Here is a 15,784-nt window from a genome sequence, read left to right on the forward strand (position 1 = left end):
GCCACGCGTCAGTGGGGAGGCGTGAGGTCGCGGTCCAGCACCGTCACGAGGCGGGGGCCCTTGCGGGCCTGGTCCAGGCGCAGCCGTGCGGAGCGCCCCGACAGCGCGAGCGTCATGAGCTGGTTGCCGAAGAACGGGCCGCCCGTACGCCGCCAGCTCAGCGGAGGCCTGCCCGTCCGGCCGTGCCGGGAGAAGCCCCGGCCCAGCCACCGGCCCAGCCGCGACCAGCCCAGCCGGAAGCCCCATTTCACGGCCGTGTGGATGGAGTTGTGGACCGGGGAGCAGGTCAGCTGGAAGACCTGCGCCGTGCTCGGTATTCGGGGTTCCGCCACGTACGCGTGGTGCACGTCTCCCGAGAGCACGCACACCGTCGCCGGCGCCCGGGGGCCCGTGCCCACCTCCTCGATCAGGTCGCTGAGCATCGCGAAGGAAGCCGGGAACGCCGCCCAGTGCTCGAGGTCGCTCCGGCGGCGCAGGTTCTCGCCGATCCGGGCCCATCTCGGGCCCCGCTCCCCGCGGCACAGCGCGGCATTCCACACCTCCGCGTCGTGCACGAGCGGGGGCATCAGCCAGGGCAGTGACGAGCCGATGAGGAGGTGGTCGTAACCCCCGTGTCCGGTCAGGGCGTTCTCCCGGAGCCACTGCTGCTCCGTCGGGTCGAGCATGGCCCGCCCGTCCTCGGCGAGCACCCGGGCGGCCCGGGTGTCCACCATCAGCAGCCGGGACCGGCCGAAGTCGCGCCGGTAGCTCCAGCGCGCCGTGGCCGGGTCGGCGTCCGCCGAGGTGGCGAAGGCCCGTAGCGCGTCGGTGCCGTCGGGGGTCGCCTGGACCGCCTCGAAGACGGGATCGGCCGCCAGTTCGGCGGGGGAGAGGTTCCCGAGGTGCTGGTACACCCAGTACGACATGAGGCCGCTGACCACCCGCTCCTGCCACCACGGGGTGGCACGCATCTCCGCCAGCCACGCGGCGCTGGTGTTCCAGTCGTCGATGACGTCGTGGTCGTCGAACATGTGCAGGCTCGGGACGGTGGAGAGCAGCCAGCGGATCTCCGGATCGAGCCAGGACTCGTAGTAGAGCCGGGTGTACTCCTCGAAGTCCGCGACCTGGGCGCCGGGGGCCTCGCGGAGGTCCCGCCGGGCCGCCAGCCACCGGCGGGTGGAGCGGGAGAGGTGGTCCGCGTACACCTGGTCGCCGAGGAGGAGCAGGACGTCGGGCCGCACCGCCTCCGGGTCGGCGGCCAGATCGGCGGCGAGGGTGTCGAGGGCGTCGGGGCCGTGCGGTCCGCGCCGGTCGGCCGGCGGGGCGGCCTGGCGGCAGGAGCCGAAGGTCAGGCGCAGGTCGGGAGCGGTCGTGGAGCCGGGCCGTCGCGCGGGCGGGGTGGTGATGGTGCTCGCGGGGAACGGGCTGTCGGGCAGCGGCCAGACCCGGAGACCGTCGAGGAGGACCTCGTAGCCCGTGGTGGAGTCCGGGGTGAGGCCGGTGACGGTGATCAGGGCGTAGTGGTGGCCGGCTATCTGGAAGGTGTGGACGCTCCCGCCGGAGCCGTCGGCGCAGCGCACCTCGGCGGTGCACGGGCGGTCCGCCTCGATCCACACTGTGGCGGAGCCGCCCGTGTCCCAGTCGACGTGGCGCAGCAGCGGTCCCAGGCGCAATGTCCCCATGCAACTCCCCCTCCTTCGTCCGGCATTGCCGTTCGATCACCGTACGACGGGAAGGGGGTGGTCCACCTCCCCCTGGCGGGGGAAAGATCTTTGGCCAGGGGTGGGGGCGTGTGGGTGACCCGGGGGTGTGGGCGCGGGGGGTGTCAGCAGGCGTTGAGGATGTTGACCAGGGCCGTCTTCTCGGTCGAGTCCATGCTCAGGGCCCAGTACTGCTTGACCTGGACCCACATGCGCGCGTACGTGCAGCGGTAGGCGGTGCGCGGCGGCAGCCACTTGCCGGGGTCGAGGTCGCCCTTCGCCTGGTTCACGTTGTCGGTCACCGCGATGAGCTGGGGGCGGGTGAGGTCGTTGGCGAACTGCTGGCGCTTGGCGGTGGTCCAGGAGTTGGCGCCGGAACGCCAGGCTTCGGCGAGCGGGACCATGTGGTCGATGTCGATGTCGGAGGCGGCCGTCCAGGTGGCGCCGTCGTACTCGGAGTACCAACTGCCGCTGACGGCCGCGCAGGCGGAGTCCTGGACCACGCCCGAACCGTCGCGCTTGAGGACGGTCTCGCGGGTGTTGCAGGTGCCGGAGACGGTGCTCCAGTGGGGGAAGAGGTCGCGGCTGTAACCGGTGGTGGAGCCTTCGGTCTTCGGGGTGACCGTGGCGAGGTAGGAGCGGGCGGCCGCGGCGCTGATGGGGGTGGGAGGGGAGGCGGCGGCGGTGGGGGCGGCGAGGAGGGTGGTCAGCGAGGCGGCCGCGAGTATGGAGGCGAGCGCGCCGAGTCGACGCGCGTAGACGGAGGGCGTGGAGGACATGTAGGGCTCCTGGGAGGGGGAGGGGCGGGTCCGGCGAGCGGGGTGGGTGGGTGGTGGGGTGGCGGGGTGGGTGAGCTGTGGGGCGTGGCCATGCTGGCCGCGCCGGGTTTCGCGGGGGTGGGCGTGAGGTGACAGTTTGAAGGCATGAGCATGTCATGGCGAGGTGGGTGACGGCTCTCGGGATGGGGGAGTTGGGGGTTTGGGCCGGGTTGGGCGGAATGGGGTCAGTGTCCCGGCCCGCTGGTGAACGTTCTCGAGGCGCTGCCGCTGCCGCTGCCGCTGCCGCTGCCGCTGCCGCTGCCGCTGCGCCGGCGCTTTCGGTTGGGGCGCCGGCGGCGGGCATGGCGACGGCGCCGCGCCCGGTCGTTCCGGGAGCGGCGCCGTGATCCGGAATCAGAGTCCGGCGGTGAAGGGGCTGTTGTGGACGGCGTTGGAGCCGTAAGTGGTCCGGTCCTTGCGCAGCTGCTCGGTGCGTTCCAGCTCGATCAGCAGTCCGTCCGCCGATTTCGTGCGGCGGCGCCTTTCCCTGCGCATCACTTTGGCGACGGCGTACAACCCGGTGATCCCCATCAGGGCGAAGAGGGCGATCAGTTCGGTCATGGCATTTCCCCCGAGGTTCTGTGGGTCCGTGGCCCCGTGCGCCGTGTTCCACCTGTGCATTCCGGTGATTCGATGCGCCACGGTCGACCGTACCTCGCGTTGTCGGACCCGCCTGCGAGGGTGAGGCCATGGAGACCACGCTGCAACTGACCATCGACTGCGCCGATCCGCGGGTGATGGTGACGTTCTGGACCGAAGCGCTGGGCTACGTACCGGAGCCGGCGCCGGACGGGCACGCGACCTGGCGCGCGTACTGGGAGGGCATGGGGGTGCCCGCGGAGGAGCTGCCCGAAGGGGTGGGGGAAGTGCCGGAGTCGATCGTGGATCCGTCCGGGTGGGGGCCCCGTGTGTGGTTCCAGCAGGTTCCGGAGCCCAAGGCCGGCAAGAACCGGGTGCACTTGGACCTGAAGGTCAGCGGTGGGCGCGGTGTTCCGATGGAGCTCCGGACGCGGAGGGTCGACGACACGGTGGCCCGGCTCACCGGCGCGGGGGCGACGGTGCTGCGCGTGCTGGACGAGTTGGAGACGCACTATGCGGTGGTGCTGCAGGACCCCGAGGGGAACGAGTTCTGCGTGGCCTGAACCGGCCACGGGCCGGGCCTGGGCTGCCTGGGCTGCCTGGGCAGGTCACCCGGGTCGGCCGCGGAGAGCCGTGCCCTGCCCGGTGCCGGGGGCTGCGGCCATCCGCTCGGGAGCCGGGCCGGGGGCGAGGAGCATGCGCGGGGCGCGATGGCCCGAGGCCCCTGCGGCCTCGCTGACCCGGCCGTCCGTCGGGAGGGCCGTGCGGTCGCAGAGAGCCGGTCCGGTCGCGGAGAGCCGGTCCGTGCGTGCGGAACGGGATGCGGGCGATCGAGAACGTCCCGCCGCCCGGCCAGGCCATGTCGCCTGTCGGGCCGTCCGGGTCAGGCCGCCTGTCGGGCCGTCCGGGTCAGGCCGCCTGTCGGGCCGTCCGGGTCAGGCCGTCTGGAGGGTGAGGGTGATCGAGCCGTCGGGGGAGGCGGTGACGGCGACGGCGGTCAGGTCCAGGACGTGGGCGGTCGGGCCGTGGGCTGCGGCGCGGGGGCCGACGCCGACGACCCGCATGCCCGCGGCCTGGCCCGCGGCGATGCCGGCGGCCGAGTCTTCGAAGACGATGCAGTCGGCCGGGTCCACGCCGAGGGCGGCGGCGCCCATCAGGAAGCCCTCGGGGTCGGGCTTGCTGGCCTGTACGGACTCGGCGGTGACCCGGATCTCGGGCATCGGCAGGGCGGCGGCCGTCATCCGGGCCGTGGCCAGGGCCGCGTCGGCGGAGGTGACCAGGGCGTGCGGCAGGGTGCTGAGGGCGGCCATGAAGGCGGGAGCGCCGCCGATCGGGACGACGCCCTCGGTGTCGGCGGTCTCGCGGGCGAGCATCACCGCGTTCTCGGCGAGGTTCTCCTCCATCGGGCGGTCCGGGAGGAGGATCGCCATCGTGGCGTAGCCCTGGCGGCCGTGGACCACCTTGAGGGCTTCCTCCGGATCCAGGCCGTGGGCGACGGCCCAGTCGTACCAGCAGCGCTCGACCACCGCGTCCGAGTTGACGATGGTGCCGTCCATGTCCAGGAGCAGTGCCTTGGCGGTCAGGACGGTGGGGGTGGTGGCGGTGGTGCTGGCCGGCATCGGAGAGGCTCCAGACGGGACGGGAAAGAGAACAAGTGGTTCCGTCCACCGGTCAGGGAGTGAGGACGGAACCACTTTGTTCCTGAACAATACAAAACGCGGAGGGGTGCTCGCCACCAGATGCGGTGTGTTCTATCCCTCCAATGCGCGACGGGTCGCCGGACCGTAGACGCCCCACGGGTCCTCGTCGATGCCGTTGTACGCCTGGAAGGTCGATACGGCCGATTCCGTACTGGTGCCGTACCGGCCGTCGTACCTCCCGTGGTAGATGCCCTGCGCCGCGAGCAGGCGCTGGAGCTTCCTCACCTCGGGGCCCGAATCCCCGTACCGGAGGGTCGGCGCGTGCGTCGGGGGCCGCGAGGTCGGCGCGGATGATCGGCTCGGGGTGGGCGACGGGGCGACCGAGGGGGTCGCCGTACGGCTCGGGGTGGGGGAGGCCGAGGGGGACGGGGAGGCGGACGCCGACCGGGAGGGGCTGGGGGAGGGTGACGGGGAGGGCGACGGCGACGGAGAGGGGCCGGTGCTCTCGGCGGGCGGTGACGGGGCGACCTGGGCGAGGCTGGTCAGGGGTGCGGAGGGCTTCGCGTCGACGAGGGTGGCCTCCGGTGAGGCGGAGCCCGAGACGGCCCGCAGCGCGATGACGGCCGCGCCGATCAGCACGACGGCGGCCGCGGCGGCGGGGAGCGCGGGTATGCGGCGCCGCGCGGGGCCGGACGGGTGCGGGCCGGACGGGTAAGGGCCGCCCGTGCGGTCCATGCCGTGTGTGCTGCCCGCGCCGCCCGTCCCGTATGCGCCGTGAGCCGGGCCGGCCGGGTCCTCCGCGTGGGCCGCGGGTGACCCGTACGGGCCGTGGGTCCCGGGCGCCGCGTAGGGCCCGTACGCCGGGACGGGGCGCAGCTGCATCGTTTCTTCGGGCGGGGACGCCACGGGTGTTCCGTACGGCGGAGTCCCGGCCCCCGTCGGGAGCGGCGCGGTGCGGGACGTGGAGGTGGGCGCACCCGGGTTCGCCGGGGTGCCTTCCGGGCCCGGTTGGGGCGCTGGGGTGCCTTCCGGGCCCGGGGGTGGCGGGGTGGCCGGGCGGGGTAGGGGTGGCGGGGTGGGGAGGGTGACGTAGGGGCGGACGCGCAGGGGTTGGAAGCCTGGTGCGCAGTCGCAGGCTCCTTCCGCCGTGCCGCAATCCGGACAGTGCTCAGTGCTCACTCGAATCCCTCCCCTGGCCGCTGCCTGCGATTATGCAGACCCCCGGTAACCCGCCCAACCCGCCCGAGAGGCCATAACGGGACACACCGCTCAGGATGGAGGAGTCGATCAGGCCCGAGGAGGAGCCGATGGTGCAGGACGTGACCACGGAGCCCGACCCGCGGAAGCGGACATCCGGCCCCAGCGCCGAACATGCCTCGCGTGAGGTGCTCGTTTCCATCGGCGCGCTGCTGCTGGGACTGCTCATCTCCTCGCTCGACCAGACGATCGTGTCGACGGCCCTGCCGACGATCGTCAGCGATCTCGGCGGGATGTCGCACCTGTCGTGGGTGGTCACGGCCTACATGCTCGCCTCGACGGCCGCCACTCCGCTGTGGGGCAAGCTCGGGGACCAGTACGGGCGCAAGAAGCTCTTCCAGTCCGCCATCGTGCTCTTCCTGATCGGGTCCGCCCTGTGCGGCCTGGCGCAGAACATGCCGCAGCTCATCGGCTTCCGCGCGCTCCAGGGACTGGGCGGCGGCGGGCTGATGGTGCTGTCGATGGCGATCGTCGGGGACATCGTCCCGCCGCGCGAACGCGGCAAGTACCAGGGGCTCTTCGGTGCGGTCTTCGGAGCCACCAGCGTGCTGGGTCCGCTGCTCGGCGGACTGTTCGTGGACCACCTGTCGTGGCGCTGGGTCTTCTACATCAATCTCCCCATCGGTCTCGTCGCCCTCGTCGTCATCGCCGCGGCCCTGAAGATCCCGGTGCGTTCCGAGAAGCACACGATCGACTACCTCGGCACCTTCCTCATCGCCTCCGTCGCGACCTGCCTGGTGCTCGTGGCCTCGCTCGGGGGCACCTGGGGCTGGAGCTCCCCGGAGATCCTCGGGCTCGCGGCACTCGGCATCGTCCTGCTGATCGCCTTCGTCATCGTCGAGCGGCGGGCCGTGGAGCCCGTGCTCCCGCTCAAGCTGTTCGGGATCCGGACCTTCACCCTCTGCTCGCTGATCAGCTTCATCGTCGGCTTCGCGATGTTCGGAGCGATGGTCTACCTGCCGACCTTCCTCCAGGTGGTCCAGGGTGTCTCCCCGACCATGTCGGGCGTCCACATGCTGCCGATGGTGCTCGGACTGCTGATCACCTCCACCGTGTCCGGCCAGATCGTCAGCCGTACCGGGCGCTGGAAGGTCTTCCCGATCGCGGGCACGGCCCTGACCGCGGTAGGGCTGCTGCTCCTGCACCAGTTGGAGCGCACCAGCTCCACCTGGGAGATGAGCGTCTACTTCTTCGTCTTCGGCGCCGGCCTCGGACTGGTCATGCAGGTGCTCGTCCTCGTCGTGCAGAACTCCGTCAGTTACGCCGACCTCGGCGTCGCCACCTCCGGCGCCACCTTCTTCCGCTCCATCGGCGCCTCCTTCGGCGTCGCCATCTTCGGCACGATCTTCACCAACCGGCTCGACGACAAGCTGGCCGGTGCGCTCAAGGGGATTCCGCTGCCGCCGGGGCTGGACACGAGCAAGCTCGAGGCCGACCCGCGCGCCATCGGCGCCCTCCCCGCCGCGCTGCGACCGCGCGTGCTCGACGCCTACGCCACCTCCATCACCGACGTCTTCCTGTACGCGGCGCCCGTGGTGCTGATCGCCTTCGTCGTGGCCTGGTTCCTCAAGGAGGACAAGCTGCGCGCCTCGGTGACGGCTCCCGATGTCACCGAGACCCTCGCCTCCAACCCCGTCCACCGCTCCTCACGGGAGGAGGTCGCCCGCGCCCTGACGACGCTCGGGACCCTCCAGGGCCGCAAGCACGTCTACGAGAAGATCACCGAGAAGGCAGGCTACGACCTGTTGCCCGCCGCCAGCTGGCTGCTGCTGCGGATCAACAAGTACGGCAGCGCGGACCCGGCCGTGCTCGCCGAGAGGACCATGGTGCCGCTGCGGGCCATCACGGACGCGGGCCGCCAGATCGAGGGGCGGGGGCTCGCCGTCCGTGACGGGCTGCCACTGGTCCTGACGGACAAGGGGCGCGAGAGCGCGCTGAAGCTGTCCGCCGCGCGGGAGGAGTCGCTCGCCGAGCTGCTCGGCGACTGGTGGACGGCGGACCGGCCGACCGACCTGTCCGAGCTGGTCGCCGAGATCAACTCGGAGCTCTGCGGTTCCGTCGACGAGGAGCCCTACGAGACCTTGCCCCGCCGGGACCACTCCGCCCGGTGAACCGCCGAGCCGGGTGAACCGTCGAGCCCGGTGAACCGCCGAGCCCGGTGAACCGCCGCGCCCGGTGAACGGTCAGGCCAGGCGCTTCTCGAACCAGTGCTCGGCATAGGGGCCGGTGCTGTACGCGGGTATCTCCGCGTACCCGTGGCGCGCGTACAACGCGCGGGCCTCCACCAGGTCGGAGCGGGTGTCCAGCCGGACCCGCTCGGCTCCCAGCGCGCGGCCCGCGTCCTCCAGGACCCGGAGCAGAGCGGCCCCGCCACCCGTACCGCGGGCGCGCGGGTCCACGTACACCCGGGTGAGCTCGGCGGTGACGGGGTCCAGGAGGCGTATCCCGCCGCAGGCGAGGGGGCGGCCGTCGAGTCTGCCGACCACGAACCGGCCCGTCGGCGCCGCGAGATCGTCGTCCGGGAAGTCCAGGAGGCCCTGGTCGATCTCGGCCTCGGTGACGGACCGCCGCCAGTACCGGCCGGCGACCTCCGCGTAGTACGCGCGGCGCAGCAGCGTGGCGTCCGGGGTGGTGAACGGCTCGGCGGTGACCTGCCAGGTCCCGCCCCGGGGCGGGGTGACGGGCGACACCGCGGGTGTGCGGGTGTGCGACGCCGTGGTCGTGGGTGCGGTCGTGGGGAGCGTCTCTCTGCTGGTCATGACGCCATTGTGGAGCGGCCCCCGCCCGCCCGCGCTGGAATATCCACAGGGCCGGGCCGATGATAGGAAAAGGGTCAAACCGTACGCACGAAGGGCGTGACCGTCATGTCGGAGCATCCTGACTGTGCCCTGATCCGCCGCGGCTACGAGGCATTCGGCCAGGGCGACATGGAGAAGCTGAGCACGATGATGACGGCCGACGTCATCCAGCACGTCCCCGGCAGCAGTCCGATCTCCGGGCACCACAAGGGGCGGGAAGCCGTCCTCGACCTCTACCGACGGATGGGCGAGGAGACGCACGGCACGATGCGGCTCCACTTGGACAGACTGCTCGCTGACGGCCGTGGCCACGTCATGAGTTTCCACACGACGCGCGCCGATCGCGGCGACCGCGGGATGGAGATCCACGAGGGCGTCTTCTTCACGATCGTCGGAGGGAAGATCAGCGACCTCGACGTCTGCATCGAGGACATCGACGAGATGGACGCCTTCTGGAGCTGAGCTCAGCTCAGCTGAGTTGGGCTGAGCTGAGTTGGGCTGAGTTGGGCTGGGCTGGGCCGGAGAGAACGGAGGAGGGGCCCGGAGCCTTGGCTCCGGGCCCCTCCGCCCGCGTCAGCCCTGCTTCGGCGCCGCCTGCTGCACGACCTCGAACGACCACACCGTAGAGCCCGTGGCAGCGGGCTTCGGCCGCTCCGCGCCGCCACCAGCACTGCCCGCGCCGCCACCCGCGCCACCCGCGCCGCCACCCTGGTGGGCCGCCTTCATGGGCCCCTCCATCCACGCCTGGAAGTCCTCCTCGGAACGCCACCGCGTGTACACGAGATACTGGTCGGTGCCCTCGACGGGCCGCAGCAGCTCGAACCATTCGAAGCCGTCCGAGTTCTCCACGGAGCCGGCGCGGGAGGCGAACCGCTGCTCCAGAACCTCTCGCTGTTCGTCCGGGACGGTGAGGGCGTTGATCTTCACGATGCTCATGCCCGCCATCCTAGGTATCGCGCGGGGGATATCGTCGTCCCGGTAAATGAAGCACGCGGGATGAAACGCAGTACGAAACGCGGCAGCCAGGCGAAGTCAGGGTTGCAGTCAACAGGGCGGGAGGCCGGCGAGGCGTGGCTAACGCGGCGGAGCACAGTGGTGCGAACGGACATGCCGGGGTCATAGGCGGTAGCGGCGGAAGACTCGGGGCGGCGCGCCTCATGCTGTGGGCGCTGGCCCTGCTGCTCGCCGTCAGGCAGGCCTCGGTCGTGCTGCGCGTGCCACCGGGCGAGTGGCTCAGCGGCTTCCACCTCCCGGGCAGCCTGCCGGGCTCGCTCTACACGAACGGCCAGTTCACCGGGACCCCCTTCGCGGGGCTGGTCCTCAAGCCGCTCCTGGGCCTCGCCGCGCCCTCGCTGGAGGTGGCCTGGACCTGCGTGACCCTGTTGCTCGTCGCCGCCGTCGGGCTGGTCGCCGCGCGCGCCCTGCCCGATCCCGTGCCCCGGCGCACGGCGCTGCTCGCCGCGCCCGTGCTGGTCGCGCTGATGATGGTCTCGCTGCCGGTCCGCGAGGCCGCGCTGCCCGGGCAGACCGCCGTGCTGCCGGTGCTGCTGGTGCTCCTCGCCGTGTTCCGGGTCCCGAGCGAGCGCCCCTCCGGGTTCCTGATCGGCCTGGCCGCGGCTCTCCAGCCCGCACTGCTGGTCTTCGCGCCGCTGCTGTGGATGTCCGGACGCAGGACCACCGCGCGCTCGGCGGCCCTGACCTTCGCCGGCGCCACCGCCCTGTCCTGGGCGGCCCTGCCCAGCGACTCGTGGACGTACTGGGTCCAGCACCTGGCCGGCACCGGCCTCGGTGGCGCACCCGACGGCCTCGCCAACCAGTCCGTGCACGGTGCCCTGCTGCGCCTGGGCCTCTCCGGCCCCGGTGAGATCCTCCTCTACGCGGCTCTCGCGGCCCCGATCCTCTGGATCGGCCTGCGCCGCGCCGCCCGCTACGCGCGCGACGGCCAGCTGCTGCTCGCCGTCGCGATCACCGGCTGCGTGGCCGTCGCCGTGTCCCCGACCGGCTGGCGCCACCAGCTGGTGTGGGTGCTGCTCGCGGTCGCGGGCAAGGTCGGCAAGCGGGCCGCCGACCGGCCGGTGTGGCCGGTGGCCGTGGTCCTCGCCATGACCCTGCCGAGCGACGTACTGCTGCCCAACCTGGTCGCGCTGGCCCCCGTACGGGACAACGTGCTGCTGCTCGCGGCCCTCGCGGCGGCCTGCGCGGTGCCGTTCCTGCCGCGCTCCTCCCCGTACTGGCGCGAGCCGGTGCCGACCGCCTACGGCCGGCCCGCGCCCGCGCGGTGGGCGCGGGTGCCGCTGCTGCCGTTCTGGCGGCGGGTGCTGTCGCGTCCGAACCTGTTGCTGGAACTGCTCCTGATACGGGTCGGATACTCGCTCTACTCGCACATCCGGGCCGCCGCCCCCACCAGTCGCACCCTCGCGGAGGGCAACGGCAGCCAGATCCACGGGATCGAGAAGGCGCTCGGCATCGACATCGAGTACGCGGTGAACCACGCGGTGGTGAACACGCCCTGGCTGGAGGCGTTCTTCAACTTCTACTACACCTCCTTCCACTTCGTGGTGCCGCTGGCGATACTCGCCGTCCTGTACTGGCGCCGCCCCAAGGACTACCGCTGGGCGCGGGCCTCGCTGGGCCTGGCCACCGTGCTGGCGCTCATAGGGTTCTGGCTGTATCCGCTGGCGCCACCGCGGCTGATGCCCGGGCTGGGTTTCGTGGATACCGTGCACGGGGTGCAGGATCTGGCGAACCCGAGCTACGGGGCCATGACCGCGATCTCCAACCAGTACGCGGCGATGCCCTCGCTGCACTTCGGGTGGTCGCTCTGGTGCGGGATCGTGATCGTGATGATCGCGCCGAAGCGGTGGCAGAAGCTGCTCGGGGCGCTGCATCCGACGATCACGGTGTGCGCGATCGTGGCGACCGCCAATCACTGGGTGCTCGACGCGGTCGGCGGCGCGGTCGTCGTGGGCGCCGGGTTCGGGCTCGTCTACGTGCTGTCCGGGCCTCGGGGGGATGCCGTGCCGGCGGGGGTTTCCGTGCCGCGGCCGCGGCGGCCCGAGCGGGTTGGGGCGGGGTCCGCGGGGTCCGCGGGGTCCGCGGAGCGGACTCGGGCCTAGCCGCCTGGGCGGCGACGACGGAGGGGTGCCGGGGCGGTGTAGCAGCCCGCCCCGGCACCCCTTCGCGATGGATCGCCGCGTGCTGTCAGGATCCGCCCGCGGGGTGGCTTCCGCCCCTGGGGGGGCGTGGGGTGGGGGACGGGGGGTGCGGGCCCGGGGGTGCGGGCCGCCCTGCGGGGCTGTCCCCTACCCGCCCTTCGCCCGTTCCCCGGGGCTGCGCCCCGGACCCGCTGCCGCGTGCGGTGCCCCGGACCTGCTGCGGGGCTGTGCCCCGGACCCGTTGCCGGGTGCGGTGCCGTTGCCGGGGGCCGGCCCCCGGACCCCCGCTCCTCCAACGCCGGAGGGGCTGGGATTGGCGCTGGGGTCGGTCCAGCGGGGTGGCCGGGCTATTCGGCCGGCAGGTTCGCCACCACCAGGGCTATCGCCGCCCGGGCCGTGTCGGCTTCGCCGAGGACGGTGGTTTGGCGGGGGCCGCGGACGCGGAAGCGGCCGTCGGGGAGGGGTTCCACGGCCGGGGCGGTCACGGCGAAGGGGTGGCCCGCGGAGGCGCTGAACCACAGGGTGAAGTGGCTGGTGTACGGGTAGAGCCGGCGTAGTTCCGGCTCCTCGCGGGCGGCCTCGATGAGGGCCAGTACGCCCTGGCTCATGGGCTCGGACCCATCGCCGAGATCGACCATCCGCTGCCACGTCGTGGGCAGCCGCTGCCAACGTCTCGCGCTGGGGTCATCGAGGTTCATCCGGGCAGTCTGGGGTCCGGTCCGCCGTCAGGGCAATGATCCCGGAGGTGGCGGGATGATAACGACCGGTGACTGGTGGGTAACAAGCGGCGGCCGGCAGGGGCGGCAGGGGCAGGGGCGGGGGCGGACGGCAGGGGCCGGGCGTGGGAGGTGGGGCCCCTGCCGTCCTGGATCACGGGTCGGGCGGCGACCGTCAGCCGTGGCTGACCCGGAGTTCCTTGATGCCGTTCAGCCAGGCCGCCCGCAGCCGGCGCGGCCCCTCGCCGACGAGGCGCAGGTCGGGCAGGGCGTCGGCCAGGGCGTTGAACATCAGGTCGATCTCCATGATGGCCAGCGACTTGCCGAGGCAGAAGTGCGGGCCGCCGCCGCCGAAGCCCAGGTGCGGGTTCGGGTCGCGGGTGATGTCGAAGAGGTCGGGGTCGGTGAAGACCTCGGGGTCGTGGTTGGCGGAGGAGTAGAACATGCCGACGCGGTCGCCCGCCTTGATCTTCTGCCCGCCCAGTTCGGTGTCCTGGGTGGCGGTGCGCTGGAAGGAGACGACGGGGGTGGCCCAGCGGACGATCTCCTCGGCGGCCGTCGAGGGCCGGGTCGCCTTGTACAGCTCCCACTGCTCGGGGTGGGTCAGGAAGGCGTGCATGCCGTGGCTGATGGCGTTGCGGGTGGTCTCGTTGCCCGCGACCGCCAGCAGGAGGACGAAGAAGCCGAACTCGTCGGAGCCCAGGTTGCCCTGGCCTTCGGCGGCCACGAGCTGCGTGACGATGTCCTTGGCCGGACATTCCTTGCGTTCCGCGGCCAGGTTCATCGAGTAGCCGATGATCTCCGCCGCCGCGTTGCCGCCGACCTCGGCGGTGATCGCGTACTCCGGGTCGTCGTACGCGATCATCTTGTTCGACCAGTCGAAGATCCGGGACCGGTCCTCCTGCGGTACGCCGATCAGCTCGGCGATGGCCTGCAGCGGGAGCTCGCACGCCACTTGGGTGACGAAGTCGAAGCTGCCGTCGGCCGAGGCTTCCAGGGCCTCCGCGACGATCTTGCGGGCCCGGTCGCGCAGGGCGTCCTCCAGCCCGCGGATGGCCCGCGGGGTGAAGCCGCGCTGGACGATCTGGCGTACGCGGGTGTGTTCCGGCGGATCCATGTTCAACATGATCAGCCGCTGGGCATCTATCGCATCACGCTGGATGTGCTCGTTGAAGCGGATGATCGCCGTGTTCGTGGTCGAGGAGAACAGCTCCGGGTGCGTGGAGATGTACTTGACGTCCGCGTGCCGGGTGACGGCCCAGTACCCCTCGTCGTCGAAGCCGGTGACGCCCCGCGGCTGCGGGCACCACCAGACGGGTGCGGTCTGCCGCAACTGCGCGAACTCGGGGTAGGGGACCCGGTCTTGGAGCACGTCCGGGTCGGTGGCGTCGAAGCCTTCGGGCAGCGCGGGGCAGGTCATCGGGCGACTCCAAAGTCTGACGGCCCATCAGAAGTTGGCTTGAAGGTAGTAACGAGTTCTAGAAGTGACAAGGGGCCCCGCGCCAACTGTTGCGTGTGGAATCCGTGTAAGCCGCGTGCAAGACCCTTGCGTACCGGGTGTTCTGGTCATAAGACTGCGGGGAGAACTAGAACGCGTACTAGTTCGGGTGGGGCGCCGGGACGGCCCGCCCGTCAGCTGAGGCGCGCTAGCCGATGCGCGCTGTGCGCTACGCAGGAGCAGGAGAGGACGAGCTCATGGCCGCGGAACCCGTCATCGTCGAAGCCGTACGCACCCCGATCGGCAAGCGCGGGGGCGCGCTCGCCAATCTTCACCCCGCCTACCTTCTCGGCGAGACCTACCGCGAGCTCCTCGCCCGCACCGGAATCCAGCCCGACTGCGTGGAGCAGATCGTCGGCGGCACCGTCACCCACGCCGGCGAGCAGTCGATGAACCCGGCCCGCAACGCCTGGCTGGCCATGGGCCTCCCGTACGAGACCGCCGCGACCACCGTGGACTGTCAGTGCGGCAGCTCCCAGCAGGCCAACCACATGGTCGCCAACATGATCTCCAGCGGTGTCATGGACATCGGCATCGCCTGCGGGGTCGAGGCCATGACCCGCGTCCCGCTCGGCTCCGGCTCCAAGCACGGCCCGGGCAAGCCGTTCCCGGACGAGTGGAACGTCGACCTCCCGAACCAGTTCGAGGCCGCCGAGCGCATCGCCCGCCGCCGGGGCCTGACCCGCGAGGACGTGGACCGCCTCGGCGTCCTGTCCCAGGAGCGGGCCGCCGCCGCGTGGGCCGAGGAGCGGTTCAAGCGGGAGACCTTCGCGGTGCAGGTGCCCACCACCGAGGCCGAGCAGGCCGCCGGTCAGGGCATGTGGCGGCTGGTCGACCGCGACGAGGGCCTGCGCGACACCTCCATGGAGGGCCTGGCCCGGCTGAAGCCGGTCATGCCGACCGCCGTGCACACCGCGGGGAACTCCTCGCAGATATCCGACGGCGCCGCCGCCGTGATGTGGGCCTCGCGCAAGATGGCCCGCGCGCTCAAGCTGCGGCCGCGCGCCCGGATCGTCGCCCAGACGCTGGTCGGCTCCGACCCGCACTTCCACCTGGACGGGCCGATCGACGCCACCCGGGCCGTGCTGGGCAAGGCCGGCATGTCCCTCAAGGACATCGACCTCGTCGAGATCAACGAGGCCTTCGCCTCCGTCGTCCTCAGCTGGGCCCAGGTCTTCGACCAGGACCTGGAGAAGGTCAACGTCAACGGCGGCGGCATCGCCATCGGTCACCCCGTCGGTGCGACGGGGGCCCGGCTGATCACCACCGCACTGCACGAGCTGGAGCGCCGGGACAAGGAGTTCGCGCTGATCACCATGTGCGCGGGCGGCGCACTGGCGACCGGCACCATCATCCAGCGGCTGTAGCGGGCACTGCTGCGCCGCCTTTGGACCCTGTGGGATGGGATCGCGAAGGCCCCGGAGGCCGGACCTGGGGAGGTCGGCCGCCGGGGCCTTCGCATGTGCCGCTCGTTCTGATGCGTCTGGTGCGTCTGGTGCGTCTGGTGCGCCTGCGTCTGGGGCGGCTGCTTCTGCTTCGTCTGCTGCCACTGGTGGTTTAGTACCAGTGGTGGTTCTGCCAGAAGGTCCAGGCGCCGGCGGGGCTGCCGTAGCGGGAGTTCATGTAGTCCAGGCCCCACTTGAT

Annotated in this window: 14 protein-coding genes and 1 pseudogene; 5 read left to right on the forward strand and 10 right to left on the reverse strand. The window is 71.8% G+C overall.

Annotated features, from left to right (window positions below):
- Positions 1 to 8: 8 nt before the first annotated feature.
- From ACIQV3_RS16840 to ACIQV3_RS16850, 3 genes are all read right to left on the reverse strand, one after another.
- Positions 9 to 1,661 carry an alkaline phosphatase D family protein gene (locus ACIQV3_RS16840; RefSeq protein ID WP_403713135.1) on the reverse strand — a complete coding sequence of 551 codons (1,653 nt, stop codon included), beginning with the start codon at positions 1,659 to 1,661 and terminating at the stop codon, positions 9 to 11.
- A 143-nt stretch (positions 1,662 to 1,804) separates the two neighbouring features.
- Positions 1,805 to 2,458 carry an HNH endonuclease family protein gene (locus ACIQV3_RS16845; RefSeq protein WP_403713136.1) on the reverse strand — a complete coding sequence of 218 codons (654 nt, stop codon included), beginning with the start codon at positions 2,456 to 2,458 and terminating at the stop codon, positions 1,805 to 1,807.
- 393 nt (positions 2,459 to 2,851) lie between these two features.
- On the reverse strand, positions 2,852 to 3,058 hold the full coding sequence (locus tag ACIQV3_RS16850) for a hypothetical protein (protein ID WP_403713138.1): 207 nt from the start codon (positions 3,056 to 3,058) through the stop codon (positions 2,852 to 2,854).
- Between the two features lie 128 nt (positions 3,059 to 3,186).
- Between ACIQV3_RS16850 and ACIQV3_RS16855 the strand changes: the two genes are divergently transcribed.
- Positions 3,187 to 3,639 (forward strand): VOC family protein, encoded by a 453-nt coding sequence (locus ACIQV3_RS16855; RefSeq protein ID WP_403713139.1) that lies wholly within the window; start codon positions 3,187 to 3,189, stop codon positions 3,637 to 3,639.
- Positions 3,640 to 4,011: 372 nt separating this feature from the next.
- Here ACIQV3_RS16855 and ACIQV3_RS16860 read toward each other — a convergent pair whose 3' ends face one another.
- Entirely contained in the window at positions 4,012 to 4,695 is a 684-nt protein-coding gene (locus tag ACIQV3_RS16860) for an HAD-IA family hydrolase (protein WP_403713140.1), read from the reverse strand.
- A gap of 132 nt (positions 4,696 to 4,827) precedes the next feature.
- Positions 4,828 to 5,598: a peptidoglycan-binding protein gene (locus ACIQV3_RS16865; RefSeq protein WP_403713141.1), complete on the reverse strand. Its 771-nt coding sequence runs from the start codon at positions 5,596 to 5,598 to the stop codon at positions 4,828 to 4,830.
- A 425-nt stretch (positions 5,599 to 6,023) separates the two neighbouring features.
- On the opposite strand from ACIQV3_RS16865, the gene ACIQV3_RS16870 reads away from it, so the two are divergent.
- Positions 6,024 to 8,084 (forward strand): DHA2 family efflux MFS transporter permease subunit, encoded by a 2,061-nt coding sequence (locus ACIQV3_RS16870; RefSeq protein WP_403713170.1) that lies wholly within the window; start codon positions 6,024 to 6,026, stop codon positions 8,082 to 8,084.
- Between the two features lie 72 nt (positions 8,085 to 8,156).
- On the opposite strand, the gene ACIQV3_RS16875 is transcribed toward ACIQV3_RS16870, so the two are convergent.
- Positions 8,157 to 8,732, reverse strand: a complete 576-nt coding sequence (locus ACIQV3_RS16875; protein ID WP_403713142.1) for a GNAT family N-acetyltransferase — start codon at positions 8,730 to 8,732, stop codon at positions 8,157 to 8,159.
- A gap of 105 nt (positions 8,733 to 8,837) precedes the next feature.
- Here ACIQV3_RS16875 and ACIQV3_RS16880 point away from each other — a divergent pair, with 105 nt between their 5' ends.
- Positions 8,838 to 9,233, forward strand: coding sequence for a nuclear transport factor 2 family protein (locus ACIQV3_RS16880; protein ID WP_403713143.1), 396 nt, complete (start codon positions 8,838 to 8,840; stop codon positions 9,231 to 9,233).
- Positions 9,234 to 9,344: 111 nt separating this feature from the next.
- Here the strand turns inward: ACIQV3_RS16880 and ACIQV3_RS16885 are convergent, their stop codons facing one another.
- Positions 9,345 to 9,707 (reverse strand): antibiotic biosynthesis monooxygenase family protein, encoded by a 363-nt coding sequence (locus ACIQV3_RS16885; protein WP_403713144.1) that lies wholly within the window; start codon positions 9,705 to 9,707, stop codon positions 9,345 to 9,347.
- A gap of 221 nt (positions 9,708 to 9,928) precedes the next feature.
- On the opposite strand from ACIQV3_RS16885, the gene ACIQV3_RS16890 reads away from it, so the two are divergent.
- Positions 9,929 to 11,887: a bifunctional glycosyltransferase 87/phosphatase PAP2 family protein gene (locus ACIQV3_RS16890; RefSeq protein ID WP_403713145.1), complete on the forward strand. Its 1,959-nt coding sequence runs from the start codon at positions 9,929 to 9,931 to the stop codon at positions 11,885 to 11,887.
- 386 nt (positions 11,888 to 12,273) lie between these two features.
- On the opposite strand, the gene ACIQV3_RS16895 is transcribed toward ACIQV3_RS16890, so the two are convergent.
- The gene (locus ACIQV3_RS16895) at positions 12,274 to 12,624 is read right to left on the reverse strand and encodes a DUF6193 family natural product biosynthesis protein (RefSeq protein ID WP_327306939.1); all 351 of its coding nucleotides are present in this window, start codon (positions 12,622 to 12,624) and stop codon (positions 12,274 to 12,276) included.
- Positions 12,625 to 12,817: 193 nt separating this feature from the next.
- Positions 12,818 to 14,062 carry a cytochrome P450 gene (locus ACIQV3_RS16900; RefSeq protein ID WP_403713146.1) on the reverse strand — a complete coding sequence of 415 codons (1,245 nt, stop codon included), beginning with the start codon at positions 14,060 to 14,062 and terminating at the stop codon, positions 12,818 to 12,820.
- Between the two features lie 275 nt (positions 14,063 to 14,337).
- Between ACIQV3_RS16900 and ACIQV3_RS16905 the strand changes: the two genes are divergently transcribed.
- On the forward strand, positions 14,338 to 15,507 hold the full coding sequence (locus tag ACIQV3_RS16905; RefSeq protein WP_327306941.1) for a steroid 3-ketoacyl-CoA thiolase: 1,170 nt from the start codon (positions 14,338 to 14,340) through the stop codon (positions 15,505 to 15,507).
- 190 nt (positions 15,508 to 15,697) lie between these two features.
- Here the strand turns inward: ACIQV3_RS16905 and ACIQV3_RS16910 are convergent.
- Positions 15,698 to 15,784, reverse strand: a pseudogene (locus tag ACIQV3_RS16910) (lytic transglycosylase domain-containing protein); the annotation flags it as partial.

The organism is Streptomyces sp. NPDC099050 (assembly GCF_044759865.1).
GTDB lineage: Bacteria > Actinomycetota > Actinomycetes > Streptomycetales > Streptomycetaceae > Streptomyces.

Excerpts from the sequence above, each read along its gene's own strand:
- ACIQV3_RS16840 (WP_403713135.1), bottom strand. The coding sequence starts at position 1,661 with ATGGGGACATTGCGCCTGGGACCGCTGCTGCGCCACGTCGACTGGGAC.
- ACIQV3_RS16845 (WP_403713136.1), bottom strand. The coding sequence starts at position 2,458 with ATGTCCTCCACGCCCTCCGTCTACGCGCGTCGACTCGGCGCGCTCGCC.
- ACIQV3_RS16850 (WP_403713138.1), bottom strand. The coding sequence starts at position 3,058 with ATGACCGAACTGATCGCCCTCTTCGCCCTGATGGGGATCACCGGGTTG.
- ACIQV3_RS16855 (WP_403713139.1), top strand. The coding sequence starts at position 3,187 with ATGGAGACCACGCTGCAACTGACCATCGACTGCGCCGATCCGCGGGTG.
- ACIQV3_RS16860 (WP_403713140.1), bottom strand. The coding sequence starts at position 4,695 with ATGCCGGCCAGCACCACCGCCACCACCCCCACCGTCCTGACCGCCAAG.
- ACIQV3_RS16865 (WP_403713141.1), bottom strand. The coding sequence starts at position 5,598 with ATGCAGCTGCGCCCCGTCCCGGCGTACGGGCCCTACGCGGCGCCCGGG.
- ACIQV3_RS16870 (WP_403713170.1), top strand. The coding sequence starts at position 6,024 with ATGGTGCAGGACGTGACCACGGAGCCCGACCCGCGGAAGCGGACATCC.
- ACIQV3_RS16875 (WP_403713142.1), bottom strand. The coding sequence starts at position 8,732 with ATGACCAGCAGAGAGACGCTCCCCACGACCGCACCCACGACCACGGCG.
- ACIQV3_RS16880 (WP_403713143.1), top strand. The coding sequence starts at position 8,838 with ATGTCGGAGCATCCTGACTGTGCCCTGATCCGCCGCGGCTACGAGGCA.
- ACIQV3_RS16885 (WP_403713144.1), bottom strand. The coding sequence starts at position 9,707 with ATGAGCATCGTGAAGATCAACGCCCTCACCGTCCCGGACGAACAGCGA.
- ACIQV3_RS16890 (WP_403713145.1), top strand. The coding sequence starts at position 9,929 with ATGCTGTGGGCGCTGGCCCTGCTGCTCGCCGTCAGGCAGGCCTCGGTC.
- ACIQV3_RS16895 (WP_327306939.1), bottom strand. The coding sequence starts at position 12,624 with ATGAACCTCGATGACCCCAGCGCGAGACGTTGGCAGCGGCTGCCCACG.
- ACIQV3_RS16900 (WP_403713146.1), bottom strand. The coding sequence starts at position 14,062 with ATGACCTGCCCCGCGCTGCCCGAAGGCTTCGACGCCACCGACCCGGAC.
- ACIQV3_RS16905 (WP_327306941.1), top strand. The coding sequence starts at position 14,338 with ATGGCCGCGGAACCCGTCATCGTCGAAGCCGTACGCACCCCGATCGGC.